This window comes from Psychrobacter sp. 4Dc (assembly GCF_002836715.1).
Classification (GTDB): domain Bacteria; phylum Pseudomonadota; class Gammaproteobacteria; order Pseudomonadales; family Moraxellaceae; genus Psychrobacter.
In genome coordinates, this window is record NZ_PJAT01000050.1 from 20000 (window position 1) to 36703 (window position 16704).

Sequence of the window (16704 nt, forward strand, 5' to 3'; positions counted from 1 at the left end):
CTTTTTTATCAATAATATTTTAAAAATTTTGCTATATAGCTAAGCTATGAATTACTGAGCTTGGTAAGAAATTTTTACACCAAGTACAAAACCATCATTGCTCTCAAAATCACTCACAACTGTTTTACTTGGAATCTGTCCTTCAGCATCACCAAGCCATAAGTATTTACCACCAGCTGAGATTGCCCAGTTTTCAGTAACGTTATATTTAGCGCCTAAGCCTGCACTGTAGTAACCTTCTGTAGGCCCAAGTGAGGTAACAGGGTTACCAGCACCACTATCCCAACCAACAGTTCCACTTACTGCTAGTGCTGGCGCTAGGCGCTTAGCAAGACCTAGCTCTACTTGCCACTGATCATCGTCATAGCTGACTAAATCCAAACCTTCAGCAGGAATGCCAGCACCAAAAGGTGAAGCTGCTAGTGCTTGGCTAACACCATTATATGACGATGGAGTAATAGCAAAATCGCTCCATGGTACCCAGCGTACTTTAGCAGTCGCTAAAGTTGTAGCATTAATACCAGTTTGGAAGTCAAAGTTTACTGACTTAGGTGTAGTAATCTCAATACTATCAACACTATTTGTTGGAAGACTAAAAATAGCAGCATTTGGATAACTTTCAGAAGCTTGAGCATTATGTTCAATCTCAGAACGATACGTTAACGCCGCTTTTAATGCAATTTCAGGCTTACTATAAGCAACACCAGCTAACCAGCCATAATCTTGGTCAGCATTGATATGTGTACTATAACCATCTGCTATAGAATAAGCTTGTCCACGTAGTTTTACATCAGCTTGGACGCGTTGAGCAACGGGGCCACCATATACTTGGAAGTTCTTATTTTCACCGAATTTTGCACCTATGATACCCGTAATACTTTCAGTTCTTACTTCTACGTTAGTACCTTCACCGTTTGCATCTACAAAGTTATTGTCACCACTATAATCAGCTGCTGCACCGAAAGGCTCATCATATAAGACGCCAACGCTAAAGGTTTCGTTGATATCTGCTTTTACACCATAGCGGAAAAAATCATAAGACTCTGCGATATCGCCAATCTTCTTTTCAGTATTTACTTTTTCTGTACCAGTTACATCAGCATCGATATAAGTGTAGACAGCTTCTGCATAAGTGCCGTCTTGTAGGAATGCGGTTATATCTTGGCCTGAGCGATCAAGGCCAGCAGCACTAGCGACGCTAGCAACAGAAAGAGTAGCAACAGCTACTGCAAGAGTTTTTAAATGAAAGGTGTGGCGCATTTTATATCTCCAAACATCCGCATTGTTTTACTGTTTTACCAAGTATTAATTAATAGGTAATCAGCATCCGAGGTGGGAGATAGTAAAGAATTTTTAACACTAAAACAACTACAAAAACACATTATTCCCATGTTATGACCACATAGTCATTAAACAGTATCTATATATAAAAATACGTATATATTTTCCGTTATTAAAAGATTTTCTTTCCAAATCTTACTTATCAATAATGTGGCGGTCTGTCTGCCATTACATCGAATGGTGCAATGCCACTTTCCGTATCTTGACCCTCAATCTGTTTATAAATCAGCTGTAGTTGACGTTGCAGCGTATGAATATCTCTGTCTTGTCGCGTGATTACGTCATCCAGTCGTTCGACGGTAACTTCAAGGTGCGCGAGGCTCATTTGCAAATCGATTACTTGGGCTTGCAAATCATTTTGAATATCAGAAGTATCATCTGTAATTTTAGGTTGGTTCATATTTTTCTCTAGATCATAGTAAGTATTAAATTGAAAGGATGGATCACTGAGGAGTTTGAAGAGTGCTGTAGATTAGAGATAAATCTATAATAATAGTCGTTAAATAGCATCCATTAGTAAAAGCAATAAATAGTACTGATAAAACTATTTACTCGCACTACAGTGATGCGGTGGCATGTTATACTGCAGGCAATTTTGCAACAACCCCTACCTCACTATTATATAAGCTTAAGATACTCTATGGCACTGATTCATTTAAAAGACATTCACTTAGCCTTTGGCGTCGCGCCTGTTCTTGATGGTATTGATTTTTCTATCAATACAGGCGAGCGTGTGTGCTTGATTGGCCGCAACGGCGAAGGTAAATCTACTTTGTTTAAACTGATCAATGGCTCATTGCAGCCTGACAGTGGCGAGATTATTACCAACAGTAGCATGCGTGTAGCGATGCTAGAGCAAGATGTTCCTGAGACTAGCGGTCGCATATTAGACATCGTTATGGGCGGCAGTCGTCGCACGGCTGATTTGCTCATTAACTATAATAAACAAGTCGATATGTGCGCGAATGGCGATATGGATGCCTGTGAGCATATGGCGACCCTACAGCATGATATCGATGCGGTACATGGTTGGGACTTAGAACGCGATGCCATGCGTCTAATTACGACCATGGGCCTTAATCCAGAAGACGACTTATCATCTCTATCTGGTGGTCGTAAGCGCCGCGTGTTACTTGCTCGTGCGCTAGTTACCAAGCCTGATGTACTACTACTAGATGAGCCAACCAACCATTTAGATGTTGAAAGTATCGAATGGTTAGAGCGCTTTTTACTTGATTGGCAAGGCCTGACGTTGTTGTTCGTGACTCATGATAGAGCATTTGTGAATAAACTCTCGACTCGCATTATTGAGCTTGACCGAGGCCAATTGACCAGCTATGACGTGACACAAGGCGAAGGTGGCTACGCGCGCTATCAAGAGCTAAAAGAGCTACAGTTACAGGCTGAAGAAAAGAACAATGCCAACTTTGATAAAAAACTGGCACAAGAAGAAGTTTGGATTCGCCAAGGTATTAAAGCCCGTCGTACCCGTAACGAAGGCCGTGTCCGTGAACTAAAAGCCTTACGTGAAGAGCGTAGCGATCGCCGCGAGCAAGTGGGCAATGTAAACATCACCATGGGTCAAGGCGAGAAAAGCGGTAAGCTTGTCTGTAAAGTCAAAAACTTACATCTTGAATATGACGGCAACGTACTAGTAGATGATTTTACGACCACTATTATGCGTGGAGATAAGATTGGTATTGTCGGCCCTAACGGTGCGGGTAAAACTACGCTTATTAAAGCCCTACTCGATATGTCTGATGACGAAGTTACCAAGTCTGGTAGCGTCGAATTAGGTACTAATCTGAAAATCGCATTTTTCGATCAGCTGCGTGATCAATTGGACCTTGAAGCGAGCGTTGCACAAAACGTTTCGGAAGGCTCTGACTTTGTCGAAGTTGGTGGTCGTAAGACGCACATCATGAGCTACTTGCAAGATTTCTTATTTGCCCCAGAGCGTGCACGTACACCTGTCAAAGCACTGTCTGGTGGTGAGCGTAACCGAGTACTACTGGCCAAACAGTTATTAAAACCTGCCAATATTTTGGTACTCGATGAGCCTACCAACGATTTGGATATGGCAACACTTGAGCTATTAGAGGAATCAGTCGCCAGCTTTGGTGGTACGATTTTGCTAATCAGTCATGATCGTTCATTCATGGACAACGTCGTTACCTCTACGTGGGTGTTTGGCGAAGATGAAGATGGCAAAGGAGTGGTCAGTGAGTATGTAGGTGGTTATCAAGAGTACCTTGTACAAAAGAACCGCGAAGAAGCATCCCGTGCTGCCAAAGCGCCTGCCAATAATGCAGCAAGCAATAAAGCGACAAACAAGTCTGGCGCAGATACCAAGCCTAAAAAAGTAGCCAAAAAGCTGAACTATAATGATCAACGTGAACTAGATAACTTACCAAAAGAAATCGCTGCACTCGAAGCCGAACAGGCTCAACTGCAAGAAAAGCTGGCCGATGGCTCTTGGTTCAATACTGACTTTGATGCGGCGACAGCTGCTAGTGAGCGTCTCTTAACCATCGAAGATGAGATGATGCACAAGCTTGAACGCTGGAGCGAGCTTGAAGGCTAGTATTGGCAACTCTCTAGCCACATTTATTAGAATATCGCATATGTACTTTGCATTGCGTATTTCGATAAGTAAGTTTCTGATAGTCTGACAAAACATTATTAATTATTATAAAGACATCACCACTTTATTATATAGAGTGGTGATATTTGTTTTACAGCAACTTACAAAGTAGTTAGATGGTGAAAGTTAGTGAACATTACCTTAATTTCAAGTATCATTCGCTATTGCTGAAAATCCTTATTATTTATAAGGTCATCACATCATAATCCTTGTTAAAGCAAAGTTAGCGTTAAACGTTGATAATCCAACTGTTTTAGTTTGATTGTCATATTCAACCTTCTAATATGTCCTATTGAGGTTGCTTTATTTTTAACGCAATAATTTATTTTATCACCGAAATAGCTTAGAATAGCAACAATTAGCAAAATTAGGCACAGCTAAAGTGGCTTGATATTGTATATTTTCTAAGCCACAAACCCAGTGTGGGATAATCCCATTTCATTCACCTGGAGGAAGTATTAATGAGCCAAGCCGAAGGCGTTAATGTACAACGCCGTAGAGTTCTTATTGCCTCAACTGCCGCGATTGGTGCAGCTGGGGTAGCTGCCGTGGCGACACCTTTTGTCCGTTCTTGGTACCCAAGCGCTAAAGCTGAGGCTGCAGGGGCTGCAGTGACCCAAGATATTGGTTCTATCGAAGATGGACAAATGATCGTCGTCAAATACCGTGGTAAACCTATTTATGTGGTTAAGCGCACCGAAGACATGGTTGCAGGACTAGAGTCAGTTAGACCTCTATTATCTGATCCTGAGTCTGATGCGTCTCTACAACCTGAATATTGCAAAAATCCTACTCGCTCTTTAGATCCAACCGTATTGGTTGTCGAAGGCGTTTGCACACATTTGGGCTGTGCACCAAACTACCGTCCTGATGTGGGCGCGGTGGATTTAGGTGGTAATGATTGGTACGGCGGATTTTTCTGTCCGTGTCACGGGTCAAAATATGACTTAGCAGGTCGCGTGTATAGCGGCGTCCCTGCACCACTTAATTTACCCGTTCCAGAATATGGTATGGATGGTACCATCTTGACGGTTGGGGAGGCTTAATATGAGTATGGGTAAAAAGTTAATGCATTGGGTGGACGCGCGTTTTCCAGCGACCGAAACCTATGAATACCATATGTCAAAGTACTACGCACCAAAGAACTTTAACTTTTGGTACTTCTTTGGCGTGCTATCAATGATTGTACTGGTCAACCAATTGGTGACTGGTATATGGCTTACGATGATGTACAACCCAAGTGCCGAAGGGGCATTTGCGTCTGTTGAATACATCATGCGTGACGTAAAAGGTGGTTGGCTCATTCGCTATATGCACTCAACCGGCGCATCTGCGTTTTTCGTCGTTGTATACCTGCATATGTTTAGAGCTTTGCTATACGGTTCATACCAAAAACCTCGTGAGCTTATCTGGCTCATCGGTATGGGTATCTACCTAGCACTTATGGCAGAGGGTTTCTTTGGATACCTACTACCTTGGGGCAACATGTCATTCTGGGGTGCACAGGTTATCTTGAACTTACCTGCAGCACTACCTGTTATTGGTGATGGCCTTGCTGAATGGGTACGTGGTGACTATATCATCTCTGGTATTACCCTAAACCGTTTCTTTGCTCTACACGTTGTTGCTATTCCATTAGTACTGGTAGGCTTAGTATTCATGCATATTGTAGCATTGCATCATGTGGGCTCGAACAACCCTGATGGCATCGACATCAAAAAGCTAAAAGATAAAAATGGTGTGCCATTAGACGGTATCGAATTCCATCCGTACTACACTGTGCATGACATGGTTGGTATTGTTGTGTTCTTTATCTGCTTCTTTGCAGTGGTATTCTTCTTCCCAGAAGGCGGCGGTTTCTTCCTTGAACCACCAAACTTTGAGACAGCGAACTCACTGAAAACACCAGCACATATTGCACCAGTATGGTACTACACGCCGTTCTACGCTATTTTACGTGCGGTTCCTGACAAGCTTGGTGGCGTGATTGCGATGGGTGGTGCGATTGCCGTACTGTTCTTGATCCCATGGCTTGATAGGTCTCCTGTGCGCTCTATACGTTACAAAGGTATCTTGTCTAAAATCGCGCTTACTGTATTTGCTATTAGCTTTGTTGTATTGGGCTACTTAGGTGCGACGCCTGCTACCCCAACGGCAACTATCATGGCTCGTGTATTCACGATTCTATATTTCTTGTTCTTCTTACTGATGCCGTTCTACACTGCCATTGAGAAGTGTAAACAGCCACCAGAACGCGTTACCGGAGGTCACTAATGAGCACGCTAATTAAATCCCTAGCTGGTCTAGGCTTAGGCGCGGCATTGACGTTGACTGCTGGTACGGCAATGGCTTCAGGCAGTGGCTGCGGTACATTTACCAATGCAGATGGCGTTGATGAACACCTGGCTTGTAGTACAGCTCCTATTGATTTTACCAATAAGGGCTCACTACAAAACGGCGCGAAGATCTTTATGAACTACTGTGCTGGGTGTCACTCAGCCAAGTACGTTCGTCACTCACGCATTGCCAAAGATTTAGAGATACCGCCTGAGTTGGTTGAAAAGTATTTGATGGTTACTACCGATCAAATCGGTGACCACATTACTGCTGAGATAGATCCTGAGATTCAAGCGTCTTGGTTTGGCGCAGCGCCTCCTGATCTATCACTTGAGACACGTCTGCGTGGCGACGACTGGGTATATACTTACCTACTGTCGTTCTATGAAGATCCAAGCCGCCCTTGGGGTGCAAACAACTTAGTACTGGCCAATGCAGCGATGCCTCACGTATTGCATAATATGCAAGAAGAGTTGAGCCAAGAAGAATTTGAATCTGAAGTTGGTGACTTGGTTAACTTTATGGCGTGGATGGGCGAACCTGCTCGCCACGACCGTCAAGTAATTGGTTTCTTTGTAATTCTATTCTTATTAGTACTGCTCATCCCAGTTTACTTATTGAATAAAGAATTCTGGAAAGATGTTAAATAAGTCATAGTTAACAGACCGTTCTTAGAATTAGAAAAGGCACTACTTCGGTAGTGCTTTTTTGTGCCTTGATATAAAGTGTAAATACCAGATAAGCCGGAAAATAAGTCGCTCAGCGCTAATGTTTACGTACACTACCTTGATAAACGTTGCGAGTTTGTTTACGATGACAACCTTCACTATTAACATTAGGCTTTCATGATTGATGCGAATGACATTCCAAGTAGTCAGCTAATTTTGTATGCTGATGACGGCTACGACAGTCATGTGGTACGCCTATTACTTGAAGAAAAAAAGCTCGCTTACTATTTGTCTCGCTTACATTCTGAGCGCCCTGAAGATTTGACTGAGCTAAACCCCTATCATACCTTGCCTGTATTACAGCAGCGTGAGATTGCGCTTTATGAGATTAACGTTATTTTTGAATATCTTGAGGAACGCTATCATACGAACAAACTGCTCCCTGAGACACCGCAAGAGCGTGCACAGTTTCGCCAACTGGCTTGGCGCATTCAGCGTGATTGGTTAGTACTTGGTAAACGCTTGTTGACGCATCCAGATAGCTTTAATAAAGCACAAGCTACCATTGCCAAAAAACAGCTCAGTGATTCGTTGATTACTCTGTCACCGCTGTTCGCTCACAAACCTTATTTTATGGCTGATGAGTTTGGTTGGTGTGACGTGTTGTTAGCACCACTATTATGGCGATTAGACGAGATGGGTATCGAGTTGCCACGTGCTATTAGCCGTCCATTGTTTGAATACCAAACGAGAGTGTTTGAGCGCAGTAGCTTCCAAAAAAGTGTGCGTTGATTAGACAAGTATCAAAAGCTGTCCTAAAATAAAGTATAAATAAGACAGACGTTAATTAGCATTTGTTATCTGATAAATTGCTGAACGAGATATTTTTCAATTATTAAAAATTACTAGTATAGGAAATCATTAGATGAGCGAAACTACCTCTATTACCCCAACTCGTCCTTACATGGTGCGGGCGCTATATGAATGGATAGAAGATAACGCCTTGACACCTTATCTGATGGTCGATGCTACTGCCGATAACGTACAGATACCGACAGAGCATGTGCAAGACGGTCGTATTGTACTTAATATTGCTAGTCGTGCTACTGGTAATATGAGCATGGAAAATGAGTACATACATTTCAGCGCGCGTTTTGGTGGCGTCTCACAAGAGATTTGGGTACCGCTTACTGCTGTAATGGGTATCTATGCTAAAGAGAACTCACAAGGAATGTTCTTTGATCCAAAAGAGTATGACAACTATCAGCCAGAAGACGACTCAGCACCAATGTCTAACAATAGCCCTGCTAAAGCGCCTAAACCAAAGCGCGATAATAAAGCGGGTTTAAAGGTCTTAAAATAAAAATTCTGGAAGTAAATAGAACCGTAGACCTGTTCTATTTAACACAATAAAAAAGCTAGCCATATTAAATATGGCTAGCTTTTTTTGTTTTCTGTCTAAGGGCTTATCAGCTTTAGATAACTTATAAGCTCTTTCCCAGCACTTACTGATTAGGTTCTTGGCAGTGTCACACCGCGTTGACCTTGGTATTTGCCACCACGATCTTTATAACTGGTCTCACAGACATCATCAGCATCACTTTGGAAAAACAGCATTTGCGCAACACCTTCGCCAGCATAGATACGGGCTGGCAAATTGGTCGTATTACTAAACTCTAAAGTGACGTGCCCTTCCCACTCAGGCTCAAGCGGCGTTACGTTGACGATAATACCGCAGCGCGCGTAAGTCGACTTACCTAGGCAAATAGTCAATACATCACGCGGAATACGGAAATACTCCATAGTACGGGCTAAAGCAAACGAGTTCGGTGGAATGATACACTCATCACCAACGATATCGATAAAGCTTTTATCATCGAAGTTTTTAGGATCAACGACTACTGAATGTACGTTGGTAAAAACTTTAAATTCAGGAGCACAGCGCACATCATAACCATAGCTTGAGGTGCCGTAGCTAACCAAACGCTCACCTGCATCATTAAAACGCACTTGACCTGGCTCGTACGGTTCAATCATGCCGTGCTCTTCAGCCATTTTACGAATCCAGCGGTCAGACTTAATAGACATTGTTGTTCCTTAGCAAATATTTAATAGCGACGATTATACGGAATTGGTGGCTGAATTTATAGAGGAGCGGCTACTTAAAACTGAATACAGCCATTAATCTCATTTATTCCCATGTTATGTCTTAGAAGCTACCATTTGGCAAAATGATCTTCTGCGAGCCCCATGACATTATCAAGCCTAATAACTTCATCTCTTATTCGAATTTCACCACTATAAAAACCTATCCATTGCTCAAAGATACTGGCTATCACACCAAAATTATCAGTCTTTTTATAGACGGTAATCGGTGTAAAGCTCAAATCAATATCGACATTGCTCCAACCAAGATTTTGATGATAGATACGCCATGGCTTTGATATGCTAGCGTCAGTTTCTACACTTTCTATGCTTGGCTCAAGACTGTCTGGCTGATTTGATCGAATACTTGAACCCTCACGAGCAAACATAACGGGTGGTAAATAGAATATCTGCCCGTCAAGCCAGCAAGCATTTTCACTAGCTCCGGTCTCGTTGACACCCATAGACAGATTGAGCAAAAAGTGACGACCATCTGACAAATAGCTAGTGATACAGCTCCAAAACCAATTGGTCTCATAACGCATATAGCCGAGCGTCCAATCTAGATTGGCAATAGTAGCATCGGTGAAAGTTATTTTTTGAGGTTGAGCATCAGGAGCATCAGTATGAAACTTTGACTTGGCTTTAATAAGTAAATGCCCAGATAGTGCGGTCAACGGCTCTTTTTGCGTAAACGTCCAGCCACGCCTACCAGTCGGCGTACATATGGCTAACGGCTGTGCGCTGCGTCCTAACGCTGCCGTGATTGCAACATACTGACTGTCGAGCGCAATAGTCATCTGAGCAGGACTGAAATCCAAGGTGACACTGAGCTTTTTATGTGTAAATGCCATCTGCCCTTGATAACCATCACCATCTAAGTGCGTATGATGCGTCAAAGGCTGTAGCGCCTCACAGACTTCCAGCTGCTGAGTATCCTCATTATAAATGTAAACGAAAGCACTAGTCGCAAGCTTAATCGTTGCGAGCGCGAGGCACACTCTATACGGGGGCTGGAGTATCTGAATGAAGCAGAATTGGTTGGCTTTTAATTCTTTACGCCAGTTAGGTAGGGATTTTTTTGAAATGAGATGACTATAATAGTCTAAGTAGTTGATACTTTTGACTTGGGAGAAAACACCAAAAACAGGCTGACCATTTTGGATAAGATATTCGAGATTTGCTAGTTTTAAGTTGGCGGCAGTATACGGTTTGTCGTGGCTTTTATTCATGATATCGGCATCCTAGCCAAATTTTCCTAAAGGTACTATCTTTCCTTGATAGCTTACGGTGCTAAGTGAAATTCTTCTTTTTGCCTGTACAGCACCCACAAAAAATGCTTCAGTTATCACCTTAACTTCAATATTGGTTAATCCATCTGCTAGTGTTTCTGTAACATTGATTGATGCAAGCGCACTCACCCATAAAAAGTGTCTTGGAAACTTTTTTAACAGCTCAGCGAGAGCTTTTGTGAATTTGTTAAAATCGGCAATTACCATTCGGCGATTGCTAAAGTCAGCATTAATCTGATAGCGTTTGCTACTACCATCTTTATAGTAGCAAACGGCAATCAACTGATTGTTTGAGAGTTCAATGATGTATATCGGCGGGCGAAATAATCGTAAGACTCTATACTGCTTGGGAGTATTGTCTAAATGGCTTTGATAAATAGATAAGTTCAAAATATCCTCTTTTTAGACAATACATTCACTTTAAAAGTCGCTAGCTTAGGCTACTTCTCCATTATCAAAAAATCCGCTTATCATCGACAGGCTTTGCAAATTTATTGATGTTGGTTTCGATATTTTTGGCAATGCTCAAATAATAGGTCGCAAACTCATCATCAGCTAAGACGCTTGGTACGCCTTTATCAACTTGTGCACGAATGCCACTGGCAAGTGGTAGCTGACCCAATAGCGGTACCTGATACTGCTCAGCGATAAATTCACCGCCACCCGTACCAAAGATCGCTTCGGTGTGGTTACAGTTGCTACAAGTGTGTAGCGCCATGTTTTCAACCACGCCAAGCACAGGAATATTAGTCTTGTTAAACATCTCAACGCCTTTTTGCGCATCGAGCAATGCAACATGCTGCGGTGTCGTGACAATGACAGCACCCGTGACAGGGATACGCTGCGCCAATGTCAGCTGTATATCACCCGTACCTGGCGGCATATCAATTACTAGATAGTCTAGCTGCGGCCAGTTGGTTTGGTTATATAGCTGCATTAATGCACCCGTGGCTTTTGGTCCACGCCATGCAACCGGCGTATTATCTCCATCAAGTAAGCTACCGATAGAGAGCATTGCCATACCATGTGCATCAACTGGCACGAATTGCTCGTTTTCTAGTTGCGGCTTCACATCAGCAACGCCTAGCATCGTTGGCATACTAGGACCATAGATATCTGCATCTAGCACCCCAACGCGATTACCAAGCTTCTGTAGTGCTAGTGCGATGTTGACCGTCGTCGTTGACTTACCCACACCGCCCTTACCCGATGCCACCACAATAATATGACGAATACGAGGATGGGCGGCCAATGAAGCTTGAGTAGGTGCCGCTTTCGTAATCGGTGGCTCAGCGTTAGTGCTATTAGCATTGTTATTAGCGCCAGATGAAGGCTGAGATTCCATCGCATTGGTTGTCTTTGGCATCTGCTTTGGTAAGCTTGAACCTGAACCCTTTTCTGGCGCAGGCAGACGCACATTCATATGAATCGTGGTAATACCATGCGGGTGTAGCAACTGCCCGAGCTCCTGCTGGATAACTTCAGGATTGCTATCTTTTGGCAAACGCAGGTCTAACGTAAGTGCTTCGCCATCACGCTCAAGTCCTGTGACCATCGTGGCAATACTGACGGCACCTATCTCATATCCAAGTAGGACTTTGTCGACGGCACTATCACGCTCTGCCTGCTGCTGAGGCGTTTCGGTTTTTGTGGTTTTTTTCTTCATAAAGTTAAACATAGCTACTATTATGGCCTATACAAGTGGGTAGATCTGACAAATCGCTCAAGTCGTCTCGTTGCGCATATTACAACCGATAACGTTAATGAGTATATTAGCCAAACCTTCTATCGTGACAGTGTAGCTGAATTGGACGCATAAAAAAACCACAACGCCAGTAGGTCTGACGCTGTGGTATATGCAAATGGCATATATATTAATTCATAAACCAACCATGACTGGCAACGATAGATTGTCCAGTGAATACATTGGTTGGGAAAGCCGCTAAAAATAGCGCCAATTGGGCAATGTCTTCTACTGTCGTAAACTCTTTATCTACGGTATTGACCAGCATAATATCGTTAATAACCGACTCTTCACTGATGCCCTTTTCAGCTGCTTGCTCTGGGATTTGTTTTTCTACCAATGGCGTTTTGACAAATCCTGGGCAAATCACATGCGAACGTACCTTATGCGCTGCACCTTCTTTGGCTAACACACGGCACAGTCCTAGTAGTCCATGCTTAGCAGTCACGTAAGGGGCTTTGTATAATGAGGCCTCATGCGAGTGCGCAGAGCCCATATAAATAACTGTGCCGCCCTTATCGCCTTTATACATGTGCTTAATCGCTGCTTTAGTGGTCAAAAAAGCGCCATCTAAGTGGATATTAAGCATTTTCTTCCAATCGCTAAACGCCATTTTATCAATAGGGTCGATGATCTGAATACCAGCATTAGAAACCAGAATATCAATACTGCCAAAAGTATCAACTAGCTGTTGTACACCATCGTTTACCGCATCTTCTGAGGTAACATCCATAGCAATCGCGAGAGCACGTCCGCCAACCGCTTCAATAGCATCAACGGTTTTTTGTGCCGCTTCAAGGTTGATATCAGCAATACCAACCGCTGCGCCTGCTTTTGCATAAGTTTCAGCGATGTCACGTCCGATACCACTTGCAGAGCCAGTGACCAATGCTACTTTGCCTGTCAAATCTTGTTCTAGTTGGGTCGCCATACATATTCCTTGTCATGGTCTAAAATATTATTAGTTTTTATAAAATTGAACTGAACAAATACGCCACTATAATCATAGTGGCGTATTTATTTGCGGGAGAAAACATATTAATCTTAGGATAGTCACTTTACTGTACAAAGTTTACTGAATAATACTTACTGGTGTTTTTTCTTGTAGCTCGTCAAAGCTCACACCATCTGCTAATTCAACCAGTTTTAGGCCATTATCAGTAACATCTAATACGGCAAGTTCAGTAATGATACGATCAACCACGCCTTTACCCGTTAATGGTAGCTCACAGTTTGCCAAAATTTTTGGTTCGCCATGCTTATTGACTTGCTCCATCAATACAATCACCCGCTGTACACCTGCGACCAAATCCATCGCGCCGCCCATGCCTTTAACCATCTTTTTGGGAATCATCCAGTTGGCAAGATCGCCTTTTTCTGAGACTTCCATTGCACCCAATATGGCCAAGTTGACATGACCACCACGAATCATTGAGAAAGACTCTGAGCTACTAAAATAGCTAGCACCAGCTTCTGCTGTTACTGTTTGCTTGCCCGCATTAATTAAGTCTGCATCTACGTTTTCTGCCGTAGGGAACTCACCAATACCTAGCAAGCCATTCTCTGATTGTAGCCATACGTCTACGCCTTCAGGAATATAGTTGGCGACCAACGTTGGGAGACCGATGCCTAGGTTCACATAGTAGCCATCTTGTAGCTCTTTTGCAGCGCGTTGCGCCATTTGCTCTCTTGTCCATGCCATGCTGATTTCCTTATTTTTTGCGATATTCTATTTTTATTCGTTGAGACAGCCAGTTATCTAATCAATTGGCTCTCTAAACTATTATCAATCTAAAATTGACTATTAATGTCACGTACGATTAAGCTCCGACCACGTTTTTATTTACGCGCCTTCTACAGCTTTAGTCGTGGTCTTTTCGATACGTTTTTCAGGGCTAGCATTCAATACAATACGTTGCACAAAAATACCCGGTAGATGCACTTTATCTGGATCAAACGTACCTGTCTCAACGATTTCTTCTACTTCAACAATTGTGATTTTACCCGCCATCGCACAATCTGGGTTAAAGTTACGAGCGGTTTTATTAAAGATTAGGTTGCCCGCTTTGTCTGCCTTTTGCGCTTTGATTAAGGTGACATCAGCACGTAAGGAATGCTCCAACACATAAGTACGGCCATCAAAATCACGAGTTTCTTTACCTTCAGCAACTAATGTACCTACGCCTGTTGCAGTATAAAATGCAGGAATACCAGCGCCGGCTGAGCGCAGTTTTTCAGCCAATGTACCTTGCGGCGTCAACTCAACTTCTAACTCGCCTGCCAAGTACTGGCGCTCAAACTCTTTGTTTTCGCCTACATAAGATGAAATCATTTTTTTTATTTGGCGTGTCTGTAGCAATAGCCCTAGACCGAAGTCATCGACACCAGCGTTATTACTGATACAAGTCAGCTCTTTAACTTTGCTATCACGCAGCGCTTCGATTAATGCTTCTGGAATACCGCATAGTCCGAAGCCACCGATCGCGAGCGTTTGCCCGTCACTGACGACACCTTTTAGCGCTTCTTCGGCACTGTTATATACTTTTGATTGACTCATACTTGTCTCCTATGACTGTTATGTATATTTTTAATCCGTGCATAAACTAATGCTGAATTAAGTGTCTCAATTATCCGTTTGATTGTTGCTTTTAATAAAACTCAACAGCAAAAACTCATTATGCTTGTTTTTCTTTTGCGCGTTATAACCTTGTATAGTCAATTCAATTTAAAAATAGTACAAGGCAACCGAGTGTAGATGTATATTAAATACTTCAAGCGAGGTTAACGCAGTAATATTTTTATAGTGGAATGACTATACCAATAGCCAAAACACGCTCATGATAATAGCACCCGATACTGCCAGTACTATCAGGCAGTAGCCCATGATAGCGCGCGCATCCAAACCTGCGATACCCAATAATGGCAAAGCCCAGAACGGCTGAATCATATTAGTCCATGCGTCACCCCATGCAATTGCCATCGCAGTAATAGCTGGACTAACACCTAGCTCAATACCAGCAGGAATCATAACAGGACCCTGTACAGCAAACTGCCCACCACCTGACGGTACAAAGACATTGACCAGACCTGCACTTAAAAATGCAAAAATCGGGAAACTGTCTGCGGAAGCGGAATTGACAAAAAATTCGGTCACTTGCGTACTGATAGAGATACCATCCGCATTTGATCCCGTCATAATGCCCATGATGCCGCCATAGAACGGGAACAATAGCACAATACCTGTAATGCCACCTATTCCTGAGTGTACGGCACGATAATAACGCTCTAGCGTGCCATGCGATAGCAAGCCTATGAACAAGAATAGACCAATGACGATGTTTAGCCCGAGGTTAAAACCGTTACTACCAAACTCGCTGATATAGTACATCAGTGCTAAGCCCAATAGGATGACAGCGATAATACGGCTATCATCTAGCTTTTGTGCAGGCGTGTCTCTCTGAGGTGCGACGTAGACCTCTTCTTTGATCAGCTTAGGATCAATAACCGTAGGGTTTTTTGGATGCATAAAGCGATTTAGCAGAGGCAAAATAATGATAAGTAAACCTACTAGCAGCATGTTGTAGCCTGCAAATACCGTCTGCGATAAAGGTACTGCTTCGGTCATGGTATTGCCTGACAGCGTCAGTAGCGTATCACCGCCCGAGCTAAGTGTCAGCGGTATCGAACCTGAAAAACCACCATGCCAAATTACAAATCCTGAATAGGCAGCCGCGACCAATAGCGGATAATCGACGTTAGCCACTTTTCTGGCCAGTGCCTTTGCAAAGATTGCCCCGATGATTAAACCAAAGCCCCAGTTTATCCATGAGCCGACCAACCCAACTAGGGTCGATACGATAATGGCGGTCGTAGGAGAATGAACTCTGCTGGCAAGATTGTCCAATAACCGTTGAATAAAGGGTGCACTGGCAAACGCGTAACCTGTGACCAAAATCAGCGCCATTTGCATCGCAAAGCTATGTAACGACCACAGTCCATTACCCCAGTGCCCTGCCATCGCAATCATATCTTGACCAGTAATAGCTAAGCCAACCGCGAACGCAATGAGGGTTAAAACAATTGAAAAGACAAACGGAGATGGTAGATAGCGATTGACCAGCTGTACGCTCACGTTAGTGATGGCACTAAACATATTCACATTCCTTGTAAATTTGCTGTTTGTGATGAGATTGATGACCAGTTTTTATGGTTAGCGCTTATTGTCAATAGCCTTCCATTTGATAAGCGCGGCTCATATCAAACATTATACTTTATATTTTTATTTATAATAATACATATTATATCGATATATCATGTATAAAATACTTATGCTAACTTAACATATTATTTTCATAGCGACTAGAAAATAACCATCAGCGCATGTGAGTCAACGCTGTGCGGGAGTTAAATTGTCGAGATATTAATGGTTAGCAGTCTATGAGTCTAGATTTATGTTTGATAAAACAGACGACATAGGCTTATTTTGATTAATTTTATTGACCTACATCGATAAGCGCGACATACACGCTGTCT

At 42.8% G+C, this 16704-nt stretch carries 16 protein-coding genes; 6 read left to right on the forward strand and 10 right to left on the reverse strand.

Annotated features, from left to right (window positions below; translation table 11 throughout):
• Nucleotides 1–51: 51 nt before the first annotated feature.
• Nucleotides 52–1260 carry an OmpP1/FadL family transporter gene (locus CXF61_RS02575; protein WP_165597047.1) on the reverse strand — a complete coding sequence of 403 codons (1209 nt, stop codon included), beginning with the start codon at nucleotides 1258–1260 and terminating at the stop codon, nucleotides 52–54.
• A gap of 223 nt (nucleotides 1261–1483) precedes the next feature.
• Nucleotides 1484–1741: a SlyX family protein gene (locus CXF61_RS02580; protein ID WP_057759309.1), complete on the reverse strand. Its 258-nt coding sequence runs from the start codon at nucleotides 1739–1741 to the stop codon at nucleotides 1484–1486.
• A gap of 240 nt (nucleotides 1742–1981) precedes the next feature.
• Between CXF61_RS02580 and CXF61_RS02585 the strand changes: the two genes are divergently transcribed.
• From CXF61_RS02585 to CXF61_RS02610, 6 genes are all read left to right on the forward strand, one after another.
• Nucleotides 1982–3925, forward strand: a complete 1944-nt coding sequence (locus tag CXF61_RS02585; protein ID WP_165597048.1) for an ATP-binding cassette domain-containing protein — start codon at nucleotides 1982–1984, stop codon at nucleotides 3923–3925.
• Nucleotides 3926–4446: 521 nt separating this feature from the next.
• Entirely contained in the window at nucleotides 4447–5031 is a 585-nt protein-coding gene (gene petA, locus CXF61_RS02590; RefSeq protein ID WP_165597049.1) for a ubiquinol-cytochrome c reductase iron-sulfur subunit, read from the forward strand.
• A 7-nt stretch (nucleotides 5032–5038) separates the two neighbouring features.
• Entirely contained in the window at nucleotides 5039–6259 is a 1221-nt protein-coding gene (locus CXF61_RS02595; RefSeq protein WP_370587744.1) for a cytochrome b, read from the forward strand.
• Nucleotides 6259–6972: a cytochrome c1 gene (locus CXF61_RS02600; RefSeq protein WP_165597050.1), complete on the forward strand. Its 714-nt coding sequence runs from the start codon at nucleotides 6259–6261 to the stop codon at nucleotides 6970–6972. Before CXF61_RS02595 ends, CXF61_RS02600 begins: the two co-directional genes overlap by 1 nt.
• Nucleotides 6973–7167: 195 nt before the next feature.
• Nucleotides 7168–7782 carry a glutathione S-transferase N-terminal domain-containing protein gene (locus tag CXF61_RS02605; protein ID WP_165597051.1) on the forward strand — a complete coding sequence of 205 codons (615 nt, stop codon included), beginning with the start codon at nucleotides 7168–7170 and terminating at the stop codon, nucleotides 7780–7782.
• A gap of 133 nt (nucleotides 7783–7915) precedes the next feature.
• Nucleotides 7916–8353, forward strand: a complete 438-nt coding sequence (locus tag CXF61_RS02610) for a ClpXP protease specificity-enhancing factor (RefSeq protein ID WP_165597052.1) — start codon at nucleotides 7916–7918, stop codon at nucleotides 8351–8353.
• A 149-nt stretch (nucleotides 8354–8502) separates the two neighbouring features.
• On the opposite strand, the gene dcd is transcribed toward CXF61_RS02610, so the two are convergent.
• From dcd to CXF61_RS02650, 8 genes are all read right to left on the reverse strand, one after another.
• On the reverse strand, nucleotides 8503–9078 hold the full coding sequence (gene dcd, locus CXF61_RS02615; protein ID WP_058024138.1) for a dCTP deaminase: 576 nt from the start codon (nucleotides 9076–9078) through the stop codon (nucleotides 8503–8505).
• Between the two features lie 128 nt (nucleotides 9079–9206).
• A complete protein-coding gene (locus tag CXF61_RS02620) occupies nucleotides 9207–10367 on the reverse strand; it encodes a DUF2804 domain-containing protein (RefSeq protein WP_165597053.1) in 1161 nt (386 codons plus the stop codon).
• Between the two features lie 12 nt (nucleotides 10368–10379).
• The gene (locus CXF61_RS02625; RefSeq protein ID WP_165597054.1) at nucleotides 10380–10817 is read right to left on the reverse strand and encodes a hypothetical protein; all 438 of its coding nucleotides are present in this window, start codon (nucleotides 10815–10817) and stop codon (nucleotides 10380–10382) included.
• 64 nt (nucleotides 10818–10881) lie between these two features.
• Complete coding sequence (apbC, locus tag CXF61_RS02630) at nucleotides 10882–12105, reverse strand: iron-sulfur cluster carrier protein ApbC (protein ID WP_165597055.1); 1224 nt, start codon at nucleotides 12103–12105, stop codon at nucleotides 10882–10884.
• A 196-nt stretch (nucleotides 12106–12301) separates the two neighbouring features.
• Nucleotides 12302–13102, reverse strand: coding sequence for a 3-hydroxybutyrate dehydrogenase (locus CXF61_RS02635; protein WP_165597056.1), 801 nt, complete (start codon nucleotides 13100–13102; stop codon nucleotides 12302–12304).
• Between the two features lie 141 nt (nucleotides 13103–13243).
• Nucleotides 13244–13873: a 3-oxoacid CoA-transferase subunit B gene (locus CXF61_RS02640; RefSeq protein WP_165597057.1), complete on the reverse strand. Its 630-nt coding sequence runs from the start codon at nucleotides 13871–13873 to the stop codon at nucleotides 13244–13246.
• Nucleotides 13874–14014: 141 nt separating this feature from the next.
• Complete coding sequence (locus CXF61_RS02645) at nucleotides 14015–14728, reverse strand: CoA transferase subunit A (protein WP_165597058.1); 714 nt, start codon at nucleotides 14726–14728, stop codon at nucleotides 14015–14017.
• Nucleotides 14729–14983: 255 nt separating this feature from the next.
• Entirely contained in the window at nucleotides 14984–16324 is a 1341-nt protein-coding gene (locus CXF61_RS02650) for a short-chain fatty acid transporter (RefSeq protein WP_165597059.1), read from the reverse strand.
• Nucleotides 16325–16704 lie beyond the last annotated feature (380 nt).